Here is a 17,166-nt window from a genome sequence, read left to right as displayed (position 1 = left end):
CTTTTTATGATTTGAACTCTATATATTTTGTCGGAACTTCATCTGTTAGCCAAACATTGTTTTCAGACAAATAAAATTTAAATCCGTCTCTATGCATGGCGCCGCTTCTAACGGTTAGAATCTGAGGAACTCCCCTTCTTCCTCCTACCTTAATCGCTGTTTCTCTGTCTTTAGAAAGATGAACATGCTGACGGCTCATTTTTTGCAAACCTTCTTTTTTAATGCTTTCCAAAAACCTTGCAACCGTTCCGTGATATAAATATTCCGAAGGTTCTGCCTCGTTCAGGTTTAATTCAACGGAAATCGAATGTCCCTGACTGGCTCTGATTTTTGTTTTATTTTCATTAAAAGCAAAACGTTTTTTATCGTTATTTTCTACTACGTAATCGAGAAGTTCAGCAGTCATTTGATTTGGACTTCCGTTCTTATTACATTTTAGAATTAATTCATCAACATCTGCCCAACCGTTTTCGTCTAATTTTAATCCGATGGTTTCTGGCGAATGTCTAAGAACCAAACTTAGAAACTTGCTTACGCTTTTGGCTGTTTTTTCATTCACTATTTCCAGAGATTTTAAGTTTCTTATTCAATCCTTCATCCTTAAAAACGAATGGCTTTTCGGCAGGAACTATTAATTTTTCTAATTCCCCATTCTGAACAAACGAATATTGCTCTTTTACAAATTCCGAAATATCTTCAATTAGGAGAATATCTTCTTTAGCAAAAGATTTTATAAAGTCGTCCCGTAAACCAATCTGAATGGCTCTTCTCTCTAACTTATTTCCGTACGGATCGTGATCAGGATCCCATTGCAATCTTACCGAAGATGTTTTTACCTGTGTTTGCCATTCTTCCCGGCTCATTCCAAGTGATACATCGTAAGAAGAATAAACGGCATTTTGCAAATATTTATTGAATGCTGCTATTTTAAGATGAATCGCCAGCACCACTTCTTGTTCTTCTTTTGTTCCCCATCCGTTTCTGTACATCATCCAGAGAAAATTGGGTTTGATCCAGGTCATTCGGTTAAGGCTAAATTCTCCTCCAAAAAACTGGTTTTTTACAGCAAATTCACCAATATCTTTTCGGTACGATTGATACACTATTATTTCTTCCTCGTCATATTGAGCCATTATATGATAGCCTGATTCTGGCCATGCTGTTACTTGCTCATCATATTTTTTTAATTCTATTTTCATTTTATTCCTGTACACAATATCTTCATTGTGTTATTTTTAATTATCTGAATTAGATTTTAGGATACAAATCCCAGAGGGATGTTATATGTATAGAAAGTCTAATTTATTTCAAAAGAACCCCATCAGGGTGACATTGTTTTGAATTCAAAATACAAGACAATATATCGCTCCGATGGAGCTTTTTTTTATAAATATGTCTATTTATCTATAAGTATTATGCTCCGCCGGAGCTTATAGCAATCTAACTCTATTTTTTATAGTTTTTTTCTAATAAACTAGTATAGATTTGAAAACTCTCATCATCAAAACAAACCAATACCACTTTTTCTATTTCTGAAATTTTATCAAAGTCATTTACTGTCTTTATCGCAATTTCTGCGGCTTTATCTTTAGGAAACTTATAAATCCCCGTGCTAATGGAAGGAATAGCAATTGTCTTAATCTTATTCTCAACAGCCAGTTCTAAACTATTTTGATAGCAAGCTTTAAGCAGATTCTTTTTTTCCTCTTTATCTCCATTCCAAACCGGTCCAACGGTATGAATTACAAATTGTGAAGGTAAATTGCCGGCAGTTGTTATAACCGCTTCTCCAACTTTACAGCCACCTTTTTTATTTCGGATTTGGATGCATTCGTCTAAAATTGCTTTCCCTCCTTTTCTATGAATAGCTCCATCAACTCCGCCGCCGCCTAATAAGGAAGTATTGGCTGCGTTGACAATTGCATCCACTTTGATTTCTGTTATGTCGGCTTTGATGATTTCTATTTTCATAATCCTTAAATTATTGTAATTCATCCCTAACTTCCATTAGAGCAAAACCCAGCAGGTTTAAACCTCTCCACTTTGCAGGATTCAGAACATCTTTATGATCACCGGCCATTCCTATTCCCCAAATCGCATCGACCGGACTGGCTTCGACTATTACCCTGTCGTTGGTGTTAAGTAAAAAAGTTTTTAACTCCGGATGCTGACTGAATTTATGATAATTCCCTTCTTTCACAATGTCAAATCTCGCAGCCAACCAAAGGATTTCATTGTAATTCTTTACTTCTCTTCCAAACTTTTTGGCTTCAGCAGGAGATTTAGCCTGAAGGATTTTTTGCAAAACTGCATCGTCTTTAAATAATTCTGCTTTTTTGGCCATCATCCAGTGTTCTGCCGTTTTATAAGTCACTTTATCGACTTCAAACGAACTTAACCACCATTGACTGAAGCAGGTTTTAGAAATGCTTCCGTCCTTATTAGGTTGATGTCCCCAGAAAAATAAAAACTTACTTTCTGTGGCTATATTTTCTATATTGTATTTCATTTTTTTTTCTTATTGAAACAAAGAAGTCAACTGTTTAAAATTTTTTGAGTCGGGTGAAAATGATCCATAAATTTGATTAAAATCAGTAGTCAGCTTTTCAAATTCATAATCCACTTCGATTTGATCCATGCAGGTTACCACCAGATTTCTTTTTGCGTTTGGACTGTAAGCAGCATCTAGTTTTAAACTATAATTTAAAAGCTCATAATCTAAATCACCAGTTCGCAATTCTTTTTGAAAGTCGTTGTAAACACAGGTTTCTTCTTCGTTATTTTTTAATTTTAATTCTCTTTCGTTATTCATCCAGCCACTTCCGTGTCGGGTAGCATAACTTCTGGTAACATAATACAATTCGATAGCTGCGATTTGTAACTTTTTACAGATTTCATACGCATTTTTAGATGTTGTATTCGCGTACGTTACATTCGGAAAAACACCGTGATCCATGTCGAGTAAAACTCCCTGACTTCCTTCGAAAATAAGATTCTGATACTTTTCTAAAAAGCTGTAATCGCTAATGTTCCACTCCATCTCATCAATCACTTCAAGGAAATGACTGACTTCTTCATCGATTTCACTTTCATTTAGAAAACCGTAGTAATAGGCAATTTTTTCCAGTTTTGCCAAAAGCATCTGGCGGGGCGCTATCAGATCTATAGCGTATAATTTGTATGGACCTTCACTACGTTTCATTGTGGCACCAACTCCTTTGCCACATGTTCCGTGATCTAAATTCTTAATATTGTTTCTGTTCTGCCAAACATCAAAAGGTGTTGTGATTTTGGCTAAAGGATGAATGTGAAGTTCAACATTCCCTCCTAATTCTTCGAGTTCTTTTCTTTCATTGTATAAAAAAACAGGATGAATCGTGCAATGTTCACTATAATAGGACGGCAAACCGCGAAGTGCACCGCTGGCAAAACTCGAATGAACGTGTTTTTTATCGCCAATCATTACCGTATGCGCTGCCTGCTGCCCTCCTGAAAACCGAATAACTATAGATTCAGGATTTTGCTTCGCCAGAAAATCTGTTGTAATTCCTTTTCCCTCATCACCAAATCCTAAACCTATAACTATTTTTGCTGTTTTCATTTTGTAAAATATTATTTAAACACATAGAAACATCGATTTTTAAAAACTTTAAAAAGGCGTTTCACTCATTTAAACCAATATACTTTCTATGTGTTCAACATTTAAAGCATTTCTATATTATCTAATCCGTCAAGCGGAATTGTTCCTAAACCTAATCCTGAACTTTTATGTTTATCGCAAATGATTTTCCTGATTACATTCGGGATTTCTTTGTGATCTTCGATAGACAAACAATTTTGTCCAAGTAATTCTTTCCAGGCTACATTTGCTCTTATGGCCTGATCAGAATGTAATACGCTGATGTGATATACTTCGTAACGTTTTTGTGCTTCTTTTAATAATTCAAGATGCGTATACGTTTGCTGCCCCTGACCCATAATTTCTTTTATGGCAGATGCCGGAAGTGTTTCTAAATTAGGTTCATCACCTACGGTAAACAGTAGTCCTTTCTGGCCTCTCTTTTCGAAAGCATCGGTTTTGGTATGAAAAGCGGCAAAATACCAGGCTAATAAGTAACTTTCACCTGCATTTCCTCCACCTCCGCCTTCGATATACGTTCTGGTCAGCCACATATCCAGTTCCTGATCACCAGATTCAAATTGACCAACCTGCAAAGGATATCTGTCGCATTCATGATCTCCGATTCCTAAGAATAAAAGTGCCGGATCCGGCACTCCACCCTGAATAATTCCTCCCATTAATTTAGGAAGACCTTCTTTTATCAATTCATGCGGAATATGTCCCATACTTCCTGTAACATCCAGTCCTAAAATAATGGGAACTGTATTTGGATGCACTTCAGAATCTCTTGCTTCTCTAAACGTAATTCCGTTTGGGTTCATCGATTCATGCGCCATTCGTAAAGAATTTTGTGTAAAAATCTCACTCGCAGATTTAGATCCGTAACCTGCTGCTGTTGCTCTGCTCAAACGAGCGCCTAAGTCATATCTTGTACCTCCCATAACTAAAATGTTTTACCAAATAAATATTCGAATCTCTTTTTTGTCACTTCAAACTGAATGTTTAAATTTCTGATGGTCAATGACAATTCCATATCTTTTTGCACAAAGGCTTCCGGTTGAAAATCAGCAAAAGTCAAACTGTTTTTGTCTAACGGACTAATATCTATAAGTCCTTCCTGTTCTCTTTCCAATCTTTTTATTTTCAGCTCAATATCTTCGACTCTGCGTCTGTAAATTAACTCAGAATCGGCACCAATTGTTTTGGCTCTGTCTTCTCTAATCTGATCATTGTTTCTTTTTAAAGACTCAATAAATCTTGGTTTTAAATCATCGCTCATAATTTTGTGGTTTTTGTTTCAGGTTTTCTTTGTTTCAGGTTTGCACGAAATGTAAAACTTGAAATCTTAAACTTGAAACGGTTAATAGCTTTCTTTTTTGTTTGAAGTTTTCTTTGTTTCAGGTTTCAAGTTCTCTACAGCAACTTGAAACCTGAAACTTGAAACTTATTTAGACCAATTGATATAACTTTATCACTTGTACGCTTTCGCCTTCAAAATCTTTTACTGAATTGGTAGTAAATATTTTGTCGAAGCAATCTAAAACTTCAAAACCTTTATTGAAAATTCCGTGGCTTACAGCTAAATATAATTTTCCGGCGTTTTTCTTTTTTAATTCTTCGGCTAAGCCAACGAAAGTTCCGCCACCATCGCAAATATCATCTACAATTAAGCAATCTATTCCGTTTAGATCATCTTCGTATACTTTAAATCCTGATAATCTTCCGGTTTTTACATCACGGCTTTTGCTGCATTCTACCACATCTACTCCGCCTAAAAATTCAGAAACTTTGTAGATTTTTTTCAGAGCGCCACCATCAGGAGAAATTAGTTTTACGTTTTCGCCAATTACTTTTAATACTTGTTGAATAAAAGTATGATTCGGAATCACTTCGCAATTGTTGACTAATGCAGGCGTAACTTCTGAATGCGCATCAAAAACAGAAACTTTATTTAACTGAAGTCCGTTGATGATATCTGCATATACTTTTACAGATAAAGATTCTCCTTTGATCATCACACGATCTTGTCTTGCAGCCGGAAAATAGGGAACAAACAAATCGATTACTTTAACATCCATTCTGCGTAAAGCATCTACGGTGATACACAACAACCCTAAATCATTGAATGAATTCAATCGGTGTGTTATCGTTACTTTTTGAGTGGTATCAAAATCAGGATCAATTTTAATATGTGGTTCTCCTCCAGAAAATGTAAAACTTTGAAATTTAATTTCTTCCTGATTAAGGATCGGAGTGAATTTTGGGTCTAAGTTAAGTATCATAGCGTTGTAGTTTGCGTTAATTATACGCAAATATAGATTTAATTATTTAATAAACAATTTATTTTGTGTAAAAATTACGCAAACTTTATTTCGAAGTGAAAGCCTTTTTCTATTAATTCATTGTATTTCAATTTATTAAACTTAAAAAGTTTTGCAGGGCGACCGCTTTTTATGGGTGAAAAATGTTCTGTCTGATCTAAAAAGCCATAACTGAGGATCTTTTTTCTGAAATTGCGTCGGTCAATTTCTTTCTCTAAAATGGTACAATAGAGATTCTCCAGGTCTGAGAACAAAAATTCCTCAGGCAGTAAATCAAAACCAATTGGTTCGTAAGTCAGTTTTGCTTTTAGCCTTGTGATTGCCTTTTTGATAATTAAATTATGATCAAAAGCCAAAGAAGGAATTTCATCTATCTTGCACCATTGTACCCTTTCGGCATCTGTGTCTGCTTTGATTTCTAAATTCGACGCTTCGACTAATGCATAATAAGCAACCGATATAACACGGTTTCTGGAATCTCTGTGAATGTCGTCCCCAAAAGTGTACAATTGTTCCATGAATGTCAACTGAACATTGGTTTCTTCATGCAGTTCACGAATTACAGCATTGCTTAAGGATTCATCGTTTTTTACTAATCCGCCCGGCAAAGCCCAATATTTATCAGCAGAACCAAACTTTTGTTCGATTAGAAGTGCATACAAGCTGTTGTTCTTATAGCCAAAAACAATGGCATCGACAGCAACTCTAATATTTTGTAAATTTTCCATAATAACAAATATAAATAATGACCCATTAGAAAGTTAACCCCGAATTGCACTAATTATCACTAATTTTTTCTCTCTCATGTTCACTAATTCGTGGCAAAAAACTGAATTTGGTTTGTGCGATAAATTACAATCTATTCCCTAAAAACAGCTTTAGCTCTTTCGTAATAGTATCAAAAAAAGAACTTAAATTATTGTTTTTAGCGGTCAATAAATATACGTATTCCTCCGGCACGTGAAAACTATTCCACAGCAATTGTAACTTATTTTCCTTAATATACTTTCTCGCATTACAATTCCAGGTTACAGCTACTCCTGAATTTTTTGAGAGTATTTCGAGCATTTCTGATTCTGACGGAATAATATAATTAGGCACCATAGATGGCCTTTTTTTATTGAAAGCATGCAGCCAAAATATTTTTATATGGGAAATTCTCGCATCATGGCAATACCATTTTTGTTCGTTTAGCCACTGTTCTGTGTCTGTAAAATTATCTGATTTTAGTTTCTGACGGAATTCTGTTGCTTCAAGATTCATAGACGCCACCATTACCAGTTTAATTTTCCCCACAATTTCCTGAATGGTATCAAAAGTGTCAAATCTTTTGGTCATGATTGCGAAATCGAGCTTTTTAGCATCTACTAATGCAAAAAGAGCATCATTATCTGCAAAGGTAAAATCGATAAAATCAAATTTGGAAATTAAAACACTTCCCAAACTATCAAATAGATCTTTTGAAACACCAACAGATATTAACCGATTAGAATCCTGTGCTTTAGCCCTAAAGCCATTTTCGACATTTTCTAAGCGATCGAGCGCATCTATGATTAAATTATTGAGTAACTTAGCGTATTCGGTTGCTTCGACACCTTTCGACTTTCGATTAAATAACTTATAACCAACATGTGCTTCCAGCATCGAAATTTGCTGGCTGACCGCTGGCTGGCTCATAAACAACTCTTTGGCGGCAACCGAAAAATTGCCGTTTTTGTAAACAGATTTAAAGGTTCTGTACCATTCCAGATTTACCATGATATAAATATATTTATAACAAACATAGTTTATTTTATTTTTACAAATATCACTTAAGCTGTAAATTTGATAAAAATTTAAAACTATGAAAAGAATAGCATTACTCGCAATTATAGCATTCGGAGCTTCTAACATTTCAGTTATGGCCCAAAAATCAAATAAAAAAAGTATGAAAAAAGTATTATTTGTTGTGACCAGTAACGATAAACTGGGCAATACAGGAGAAAAAACAGGTTTCTGGTCAGAAGAATTGGCCGCACCGTATTATGAATTATTAGATCAGGGAGTCGAAATTACGATTGCAACTCCCCTTGGAGGCCAGCCACCAATTGATCCTAAAAGTGCTGATCCGGCATCTGCAACCGAAGACACCAAACGTTTCGATGCTGACAAGACTTTACAGGAAAAATTAAAACACACACACAAACTTTCGACGATAAACCAGGCAGATTATGATGCTGTTTTTTATCCGGGAGGTCATGGACCACTTTGGGATTTAGTCGAAGATAAAAACTCAATCGCTTTAATCGAATCTTTCTATAATCATAAAAAACCAGTCGCTTTTGTTTGTCACGCTCCCGCAGTTTTGAAAAACGTGAAAGTAAATGGGGAATTTTTAGTGAAAGGTAAAAAAGTAACCGGTTTTACAAACGAAGAGGAAGAAGCAGTTGGCTTAACTAAAGTGGTTCCGTTTTTATTAGAAGATGCTTTGACTCAAAATGGAGCTCAATTTTCTAAAGGACCAAACTGGGCACCTTATGCTGTAGAAGACGGACTTTTGATTACAGGACAAAACCCGGCATCTTCTAAATTAGTCGCTGGTAAATTATTAGAAAAATTAACTAAATAAGGCACTAAGGTTCTAAGTTGCCAAGTTTTGAGCAGCATAGAAAAAACTTAGAACCTTAGCAACTCAGAATCTTAGTAGCTAAAAAAGAAAAAAAAATGTTAAACTTTGAATTATACAATCCGACGAATTTAATCTTCGGAAAAGGACAAATAGAAAAACTTTCGACGTTAGTTCCAGAAGATGCTAAAATCTTATTGGCGTATGGTGGCGGAAGTATTTTTAAAAACGGAATTCACGAACAAGTAATCAACAATCTAAAAGGTTTTGATATTGTAGAATTTGGCGGAATTGAACCCAATCCACATTTTGAGACTTTAATGAAAGCTGTTGAAGTGATCAAAGCAGAAAAAATCGATTTTATTCTGGCTGTTGGTGGCGGATCTGTTATTGATGGTGTAAAATTCATTTCAGCAGCCGTTAATTTTGATGGAAATCCAATCGATATTTTACAGAAACGTTTACTGATTAAAGAAAATGCAATGCCTTTTGGAACCGTTTTGACTTTACCGGCAACCGGAAGCGAAATGAATTCAGGAGCTGTCGTTACGATCCAGTCAACTCAGGAAAAACTGGCTTTTGGCGGAAGCGCTATGTTCCCTAAATTCTCTATTTGCGATCCTACCGTGATTGCTTCTTTACCAAAAAGACAATTGCAAAATGGTGTTGTTGATGCGTATACACACGTAATGGAACAATACCTGACGTATCCACACGAAGGTTATTTGCAAGACCGAATCGCTGAAGGAATTCTACAAACGTTGATCGAAGTGGGTCCAAAAGTGGTAGAAAATCCAACTGATTATGCTTTGGCTTCTAACTTTATGTGGAGTTGTACGATGGCATTAAACGGATTGATTCAAAAAGGTGTTCCTTCTGATTGGGCAACGCATATGATTGGTCATGAGTTAACTGCTTTATACGGAATTGATCACGCCAGAACTTTGGCCATCATTGGCCCAAGTTTGTATAACGTAATGTTTGAGACTAAAAAAGAGAAACTAGCGCAATACGGAAGAAGAATTTTCAACCTGACAGGTTCTGATGAAGAGGTGGCTAAGGAAGCAATCAACAAAACAGTTGAATTTTTCCATACTATGGGCATGGATACTAAACTTTCTCAATACACAGATGATTACAGCAAAACAGCTGATTTTATTGTGAAACGTTTTGATGAAAGAGGCTGGAAAGGTTTAGGAGAAAAACAATTGATTACTTTAGATAAGGTAAAGTCGATTGTTGAGATGAGTTACTAAAATAAATTTCAAATTTTTAAATTCTAAATTCCAATACGATCAATTACGTTATTAGAATTTTTTATTTGGATTTTAAACTTTAATGTCAAGCGCAAACATTTGGAATTTCAAAAAAAAAGGCGTTCTTAATTTATTTAGGAACGCCTTTCTACAATACTAAAATAAAACTAACTAACTCAATTTTTGTTAAACTCATTAAAATTCTAATTTATAATAAGTTACAACGTAGTAGTTGTGTTTTTATTGCATAGGAGTAAGACTATTTCTTATTTTTTTTAAAAATGCTGAAAACCATTGAATTTAAAGATGGGTTTTAAATTTCTTAAATGAGATTTTGTATTATTACTACATTATTAAGTACTTTTGTTTTAAATTATTAAAATAATGAGCGAAAATTTAAAATTTGCAGTGATTGGAGGAGGAAGCTGGGCTACGGCAATTGCAAAGATGTTATGCGTGAATCTTTCAGAAATTGCCTGGTATATGCGTAATGATGCTGCGATCGAGCACATTCAGAAATACAAACACAATCCAAATTATTTAAGTTCGGTTGAATTTGATACCAAAAAACTTAAATTGACCAACAATATTAACGAAGCAGTCGAATATGCAGATTATGTAATTTTTGCTATTCCGTCTGCTTTTCTAGATGCTGAACTCAAAAACTTAACGGTTTCATTGGCCGATAAAATTATCTTTTCAGCCATTAAAGGAATTGTTCCGGAGACGAGTTTAATCGTTGGAGAGCATTTTCATATTCAATACGATATTCCGTATTATAACATTGGTGTTATTACTGGTCCTTGTCATGCTGAGGAAGTAGCTTTAGAAAGACTTTCGTACCTGACAATTGCTTGTGGTGACCCTGACAAAGCCAGCATTGTTGCTAAATCATTGTCCGGAAATTATATCAAAGCAAAAATTTCTGATGACATTATTGGTACTGAATACGCTGCAATGCTTAAAAACATTTATGCCATTGCTGCCGGAATTGCTCACGGCTTAGGTTATGGAGATAACTTTCAATCAGTTATGATGAGTAACGGAATTCGTGAGATGAAAAAATTCATCCGAAAAGTACATAAAATGAAACGTAACATTAATGATTCTGCCTATTTGGGCGATTTATTGGTTACAGGATATTCAGTTTTCTCGAGAAACAGAATGTTCGGAAACATGATTGGAAAAGGATATACCGTAAAAAGTGCGATGATGGAGATGAGTATGGTAGCCGAAGGTTATTATGCGACCAAAAGTGCTTATAAGCTAAATCAGGGTTACGGGGCAAAAACTCCAATTATCGACGCGGTTTATGCGGTTTTATACGAAGGAAAAGACGCTAAAGCTGTATTTAAAAAACTAACAGAATCTTTGGATTAATTTTTAGTTTACTTACACAGTTATAAAAAAGAGCTGGGAAAATTAATTTTTTCCAGCTCTTTTTTTATGCCCAATTTTTACAAGTTAAAGCTGAAACAAAAAAAGGAACAAGAATTAACAAGAAATATTCTGCCCGATAATACATCAAACCTACATCTTACCAAAAAAAAGTTAATCCTTTACTCTTACAAAAACACAAAACCCACATTATACTGTTTGTCAACAATATAACAGCAAAAATAAAAAAGCTACTGAATCTTATTTTCTCACAATTTGAAGCATACTCCATTTTACAATTCGCTTATTTTTCATTGCTTCATAAAGAATTATCAATAGATTTGCGTTATTATTTTTATTGATTCTAATTAAAAACAATGCGTTTTCTTTTATTTTTCCTGCTCATTTCGAGTTCTGTTTTCTCTCAAAGAGTTATTACAGGTATAGTCATCGATAAAGAATCCTCCACTTCTTTATCGGGAGTGTTTATTCGAGATGCAAAATCTGACACCTGGAGTATTTCTGATAAAGAGGGAAAGTTTATAATTACGATTCCTTATTTTGAAGATATAGAACTAAATTTCTCTCTACTGGGAAAAATGGAGTCTAATATTACTTTAAAAAATAACGAAAATTTCATCACCGTTTCTTTAGAAGACAATACACTTCGTCTTAAAGAAGTTGTAGTTACTGCTAATAAGCAACGCCAATACTCTGAGCTCACTTTGGGAACAAATGCGATAAATAATGTTCAGGCTTTTTCATTAGATGATGTTTTACAACAGCTTCCGGGACAAATCACAACTACTTTTGACTTAAACGGGTTTAAAAATATTGCATTTCGAACTGCGACTCCTTCTTCAACTACTTACAATATAAAAGCATTTGGAACTTCTTTTGTTATGAACGATATTCCGATATCCAATAATGAAAACATGCAATCCTTCAATCCTAATGGCCTTACATTTGATACTTTTGGAACGAAAACAAAAACCTTTACAAATGCAAATGCAGGGGTTGATTTAAGAGAAATCTCAACTGACAATATTGAAGAAATAAAAGTTATTCAGGGAATTCCATCCGCTAAATATGGTGATTTAACTTCTGGATTAGTTTTAATAACAACTAAAATAGGAAGTAGTCCATATCGGGTATCTGCCTCTATAAGAGACGCAACATCAGAATTAAACTTAACAAAAGGTTTTAAATTAGACTTAGACAATTCCATAAATGTAGCCATTAATTATCTGGATTCTAAGGCCGATCCGAGAGATAATTTACTGGATTATGAAAGAATAAATGGAAATATGTCCTGGCTTTATAAAAATAAATCTTCCACTATAAAAAATACAGTTAGTACCTCTTTTAGATTAAACCTGGACGAAGCCAAAACAGATCCGGATGATATTAATGCCGCAGTAGCCAGAAATGAAAAAAAGGGATTTTCTATTTCTGATAATTTTATGTGGAAACCAAAAAGGCTATGGGTGGATGGTATAAATATAAATGGAAGTTTTAGTTATGACAGGCAATTTTCAAGAAGAGACAGATGGACAAATACGACCTCTGCAGCGGCTACAGACACTTATGAAGAGGGTATTCATGAAGCTATTATATTACCAACACAATATAATAGTGTAAATACCGTAGAAGGTATTCCTATTTCTAGTTTTATCAGTTTTGAAGCGACTAAAGTACTCACAAATCAGAAGAGATGGGTTCATAGTTTAGTTTTTGGAGTTTCAAACAGAACAAGTGGTAACAAAGGAGAAGGTAGAAAAAATGCTGTTACTGGTTTATTAAATTTTTATGCTCTTTCAAAAAATGGAGATAGTACTTTAGGTTACAGAGACTATGCTTTTAACAATACCAAAACAGAAACTCAAATGTCTGCCTATGTGGAAGACAGAATCTTTAAAAAATTTGAGAACGATCAAATTCTTAATGTTGATCTGGGATTAAGATTTGATAATCAATTAGGAAACATGTCTTTTCAGCCTCGTATAAACTCTTTTTTTTCATTTAACAAAATGTTTAAAGTACGTGGTGGATTTGGATTATCATCAAAAGCCCCTTCACTTAATCAACTTTATACCGGAGAACGATATTTGGATAAAATAATTGGAAGCGGAATTTATACCTATCCGGGAATTTATCAAAAAGCCTGGATTCAGACTATCATAACGCCAGGGGACAACTTAAATCTTAAACCATCAAAGTCATATCGATCTGAAGTAGGATTTGATGTTAACCTGCCTTTTGCGCAGATGAATTTTTCAGGGTATTATAATAAACTTTATAATGGTTTTTCAACTCAGAAAAATCCGGAATATAAAGTTATTCCAAAAGCTCAGGTTACAATAGTTGGAAGTGAAATTCCTACCTATCAAATTGTGGGAACTGAAAATTTTTATTATTTCACCAATACCATAACAAATGATAATTCGTCAGAAGACAAAGGTGTTGAGGCTACAATAAATTTTAGAAAGATTAATCCGTTAAATCTGGACATTAGCCTGAATGCCTCGTATGTACACACTAAAGATTTTTCGGATGTAAAAAGTTATGAGGCTTCTACCAGCCTTTTATCACCAGAAAGATATGGGGTTTATGATCCAAGAACGAGTTTATTTGACAATTTTACTATCAGTTCTAATTTTAATTATCATATCCCTTCTGTTGGATTATTGATTTCGATGAGAACGGAACATATTTTACTACGAAATACAAAATCACCAACAGCAAATTTCCCCAATGGATACTTAGATTCAGAAATGATATATCACGAAATTCCTGTTGAAGACAGAGCAAATTTTCAAAAGTTTGGGCATTTAATTAAAAAAAGCACCGAAACCGAAAATAAACTACAAAATGCATTACACAATTTTCACTTACGTATTTCAAAAGATTTCTTAAACGGATTCAATGTTTCCTTTTATGCAACAAACTTCCTAAATCTAAAACCATATTACTATGACGATTCTGGCTTAAAAACATTATCAAACATAGCCAATTTTTCATTTGGAACAAGACTTGAATATCAATTTTAAACTTAATATATAACACTATGAAAAAAACTATTCTCTCTATTATAATATTACTTGCATTAGTAATTCAGTCCTGTAGTAATAATGATGAAAATGAAGCCTTAAAGCCTGTAAACTTTTCTATTTTGGTTAAATATGATGAAACATTCAATAGTGTAATTACAAAAAACTCATCTGTTACTATTGTAAACAATGAAACAGGAAATAAATACACCGTAAAATCAGATGATAGTGGAAACGCCCAATTCAACCAGATATTACCGGGAGTTTATTCCGTTTCTGCCACTAAAATTATGCAATCAGCAGAATTTACAGATACTTTCGGTTACACGCCTACTGAAACCGAAATTAATTTTAACGGTTCTGAAAGCAGTGTAACAGTAAATAATAACACAACTTCAATTAACATTATAATGAAAACCTCTAAAGTAGGTGATTTTGTACTTAAGCAAATTCATTATGGTGGCTCTGATACTCAAAAAGGAGCTTCTATAAGAGATCAATTTATTGAAATTTACAATAATTCAAACACAGTTCAATATGCAGATGGACTATATATAGCTCAATTGTATGGTTCATTTGCTACTACAGTTTATCCTTATACTTTGGCTAACGGTCAATATGACTGGAGCAAATCTACAGGAATGACAATGGGAAATGCAGCAAATACGGATTATGTTTATGCTTCTAACATTTTTATCATACCTGGTAATGGAACTCAATTTCCGGTTCAGCCAGGTAAAAGTATTGTAATTGCTCAAAATGCCATTAACCATAAATCTAATTATATGGATAACAATGGGAAATCAGTCAGTATTTTAAACCCTGAACTAACACTTGATCTAAGCACTGCTGATTTCGAATCATTCCTGGGTACATATTTAGGCGATACTTACCTATATGACATTCAAAATCCAGCTGTACCAGACTTAAATATTGCATATTGGGGAAACAAGAATAAAGACATGATATTAGATACTGCAGGTCGTTATGGATATGCTATTTTTAAAATGCCAAGCACAGATTTTGCTAACCTGAAAAGTTATAAAAATCCAAAAGGAGAAACTACATTATACCTTCAGGTCCCAAATACTGTAATTATAGATGGTGTTGATACTACAAAAGATTTAGGTTCAAATTATATTCCTAAAAAACTAGCCACTCAAATAGACGGCGGAACTACTTATTTGCCATCAGGTGCGTTTTCATCTAAGTCAGTAATTAGAAAAACTAAAACAACAATTGCGGGAAGAATTATTTTACAAGACACGAATAACTCCAGCAATGATTTTGTTGAAATAACTGCAAGTCCAAGAGGATTCAACTAAAATTTTCATTAATGAAAATCAATATTTTTAAATATTTCAATATAAAAAGTAATGCTCAGGAAAACTGGGCATTACTCCTTTTATTCTTTTTTTTCTCTCCTTTTTTACAAGCACAGGATAGTATTGTTATATCCAATCATCTTATTGACTTACAAACAAAAAACCAGCTATTCAATTATCCTATTGTGTTTACGAGCAAATACATCAAAGATTTTACTTTTAGTGAGGTTTCATACAAATATCAAAAAAATGAATTTGCCCGAACACAGGTTGCAAATGAGATTAATACATACCAGTTTTTAGCGCAGGGGCATTATACAACAAAAGCTAAGTGGAAATTATTTGGTGATTTATCAATCCAAAAAACAGATGAGAAAGATATTGGCTGGGTACTCTCAGATGACAGAGCAGAAGATCAGGAAATTATAGCGCCACATTACTTTTTTGTTCCCAGAAAAGCAGATTGGACTAGTCAAAAATATTATCTAACTGGCGGCCTTTCTAAAGACATTACTAATAAAATATCAATTGCTACTAAGATAAATTACACTGCTGAAAAATTTAGCAGAAATCTTGATCCCAGACCTCAAATAATTTCAAGAAAATTAGGAGGAGAACTACAATTAGGATATCAAATAAAAGAAAATCATAAAGTTTTTACCTTAGTAAGCTATACACGTTCAGACAAAGATTTTTCATATTTATACAAAGATGATCACTCAAACGTTGAAGCTAATCCGGATACTTATTTAAGGTTCAATACCGGATATGGAAGAATTGTAAATTATTTCAAATCTAACTATTACAATAGCACCCGATTTCTTTACAAAGACATAATTGGTAAAATTGGTTTAGGATATAGCCTTAGTAATACTAACAATACATTTACTGCTTTGTATTATAATCAAAAATCCAGTGATGATTTTTACACTAATACTTTTGGAACTGAAGATTATGTAAGATTTAAATACGAAACCAAGACAAATCATGCTGAATTATTCGCACTACACAAGTGGAACAGCAAAGAATTAAAATCGACTTTTAAATATGATAATAGTAATAGTATTAACTATGATGTAAAAAGTAAAGGGCATAATTACAAAAGTTCCATAAATACAATTAACTGGTTAACTTCTATTTCAAAGAAAACAAATACTAAAATTGATTATTTATATGGTTTGGATGTGAAATATCAAAAAAACAGTTACAGCGATGTTCTGGCTACAACTAATATCGATATCAATTCCCTCAACACAGGAATTTTTGGCAGCCGTGATTTTGCTTTTGAAAAAAGTAAACTAAATACAACTGTAAGCTTTAATCTGTATTTTTCACTTCCTTCCAAGTTAGATTATTATGATACTTCGGGTGGTGGCAACAGTACTTTTTTTAATGAAGTCATTATACATGATTATGCTGTTAGTACGACAAATTATTTTGCTCCGACAGTTCGACTTGAATATAGTTATCCGGTAAAAAATAATAAAACAGTGGTCTTTTTTACCAATTTGAACGAAAAAATTGCACTTAAAAAACAAAACGATTATAATGCCATTATCAATACCAATACTACGTATTGGGTTCAGTGTGGTGTACAATTAAATTATTAA

Annotated in this window: 16 protein-coding genes; 6 read left to right on the top strand and 10 right to left on the bottom strand. The window is 33.7% G+C overall.

Annotated elements, in window-relative coordinates:
* Positions 1-4 precede the first annotated feature (4 nt).
* From ACQY44_RS14225 to ACQY44_RS14180, 10 genes are all read right to left on the bottom strand, one after another.
* Complete coding sequence (locus ACQY44_RS14225; protein WP_428230986.1) at positions 5-559, bottom strand: RNA 2'-phosphotransferase; 555 nt, start codon at positions 557-559, stop codon at positions 5-7.
* The gene (locus tag ACQY44_RS14220) at positions 552-1,199 is read right to left on the bottom strand and encodes a DUF4291 domain-containing protein (protein ID WP_428230985.1); all 648 of its coding nucleotides are present in this window, start codon (positions 1,197-1,199) and stop codon (positions 552-554) included. Before ACQY44_RS14220 ends, ACQY44_RS14225 begins: the two co-directional genes overlap by 8 nt.
* 247 nt (positions 1,200-1,446) lie before the next feature.
* Entirely contained in the window at positions 1,447-1,971 is a 525-nt protein-coding gene (locus ACQY44_RS14215) for an O-acetyl-ADP-ribose deacetylase (RefSeq protein WP_428230984.1), read from the bottom strand.
* A gap of 10 nt (positions 1,972-1,981) precedes the next feature.
* Positions 1,982-2,509 carry an NADAR family protein gene (locus tag ACQY44_RS14210; RefSeq protein WP_428230983.1) on the bottom strand — a complete coding sequence of 176 codons (528 nt, stop codon included), beginning with the start codon at positions 2,507-2,509 and terminating at the stop codon, positions 1,982-1,984.
* A 9-nt stretch (positions 2,510-2,518) separates the two neighbouring features.
* Positions 2,519-3,601, bottom strand: a complete 1,083-nt coding sequence (locus tag ACQY44_RS14205; protein ID WP_428230982.1) for an adenylosuccinate synthetase — start codon at positions 3,599-3,601, stop codon at positions 2,519-2,521.
* Positions 3,602-3,702: 101 nt separating this feature from the next.
* Positions 3,703-4,563 (bottom strand): hypothetical protein, encoded by an 861-nt coding sequence (locus ACQY44_RS14200; protein ID WP_428230981.1) that lies wholly within the window; start codon positions 4,561-4,563, stop codon positions 3,703-3,705.
* Between the two features lie 2 nt (positions 4,564-4,565).
* Complete coding sequence (locus tag ACQY44_RS14195) at positions 4,566-4,901, bottom strand: hypothetical protein (protein WP_428230980.1); 336 nt, start codon at positions 4,899-4,901, stop codon at positions 4,566-4,568.
* A 169-nt stretch (positions 4,902-5,070) separates the two neighbouring features.
* A complete protein-coding gene (gene prs, locus ACQY44_RS14190) occupies positions 5,071-5,904 on the bottom strand; it encodes a ribose-phosphate diphosphokinase (protein ID WP_428230979.1) in 834 nt (277 codons plus the stop codon).
* Positions 5,905-5,978: 74 nt separating this feature from the next.
* Positions 5,979-6,671 carry an NUDIX hydrolase gene (locus ACQY44_RS14185; protein ID WP_428230978.1) on the bottom strand — a complete coding sequence of 231 codons (693 nt, stop codon included), beginning with the start codon at positions 6,669-6,671 and terminating at the stop codon, positions 5,979-5,981.
* Between the two features lie 124 nt (positions 6,672-6,795).
* The gene (locus tag ACQY44_RS14180) at positions 6,796-7,701 is read right to left on the bottom strand and encodes a LysR family transcriptional regulator (protein WP_428230977.1); all 906 of its coding nucleotides are present in this window, start codon (positions 7,699-7,701) and stop codon (positions 6,796-6,798) included.
* 85 nt (positions 7,702-7,786) lie between these two features.
* Between ACQY44_RS14180 and ACQY44_RS14175 the strand changes: the two genes are divergently transcribed.
* From ACQY44_RS14175 to ACQY44_RS14150, 6 genes are all read left to right on the top strand, one after another.
* The gene (locus ACQY44_RS14175; RefSeq protein ID WP_428230976.1) at positions 7,787-8,551 is read left to right on the top strand and encodes a type 1 glutamine amidotransferase domain-containing protein; all 765 of its coding nucleotides are present in this window, start codon (positions 7,787-7,789) and stop codon (positions 8,549-8,551) included.
* Positions 8,552-8,646: 95 nt separating this feature from the next.
* Positions 8,647-9,804, top strand: coding sequence for an iron-containing alcohol dehydrogenase (locus ACQY44_RS14170; RefSeq protein ID WP_428230975.1), 1,158 nt, complete (start codon positions 8,647-8,649; stop codon positions 9,802-9,804).
* 384 nt (positions 9,805-10,188) lie between these two features.
* Positions 10,189-11,184, top strand: coding sequence for an NAD(P)H-dependent glycerol-3-phosphate dehydrogenase (locus tag ACQY44_RS14165; protein WP_428230974.1), 996 nt, complete (start codon positions 10,189-10,191; stop codon positions 11,182-11,184).
* Positions 11,185-11,558: 374 nt separating this feature from the next.
* On the top strand, positions 11,559-14,231 hold the full coding sequence (locus ACQY44_RS14160; RefSeq protein WP_428230973.1) for a TonB-dependent receptor: 2,673 nt from the start codon (positions 11,559-11,561) through the stop codon (positions 14,229-14,231).
* Between the two features lie 17 nt (positions 14,232-14,248).
* Positions 14,249-15,556: a DUF4876 domain-containing protein gene (locus tag ACQY44_RS14155; RefSeq protein WP_428230972.1), complete on the top strand. Its 1,308-nt coding sequence runs from the start codon at positions 14,249-14,251 to the stop codon at positions 15,554-15,556.
* 11 nt (positions 15,557-15,567) lie between these two features.
* Positions 15,568-17,166, top strand: coding sequence for a DUF6850 family outer membrane beta-barrel protein (locus tag ACQY44_RS14150; protein WP_428230971.1), 1,599 nt, complete (start codon positions 15,568-15,570; stop codon positions 17,164-17,166).

The sequence above is a fragment of the Flavobacterium sp. genome (assembly GCF_965277525.1).
In the GTDB taxonomy this organism is placed as follows: domain Bacteria; phylum Bacteroidota; class Bacteroidia; order Flavobacteriales; family Flavobacteriaceae; genus Flavobacterium.
The sequence above is the reverse complement of the archived record's forward strand: the minus strand, read 5'-3'. Positions and strand labels throughout refer to the sequence as shown.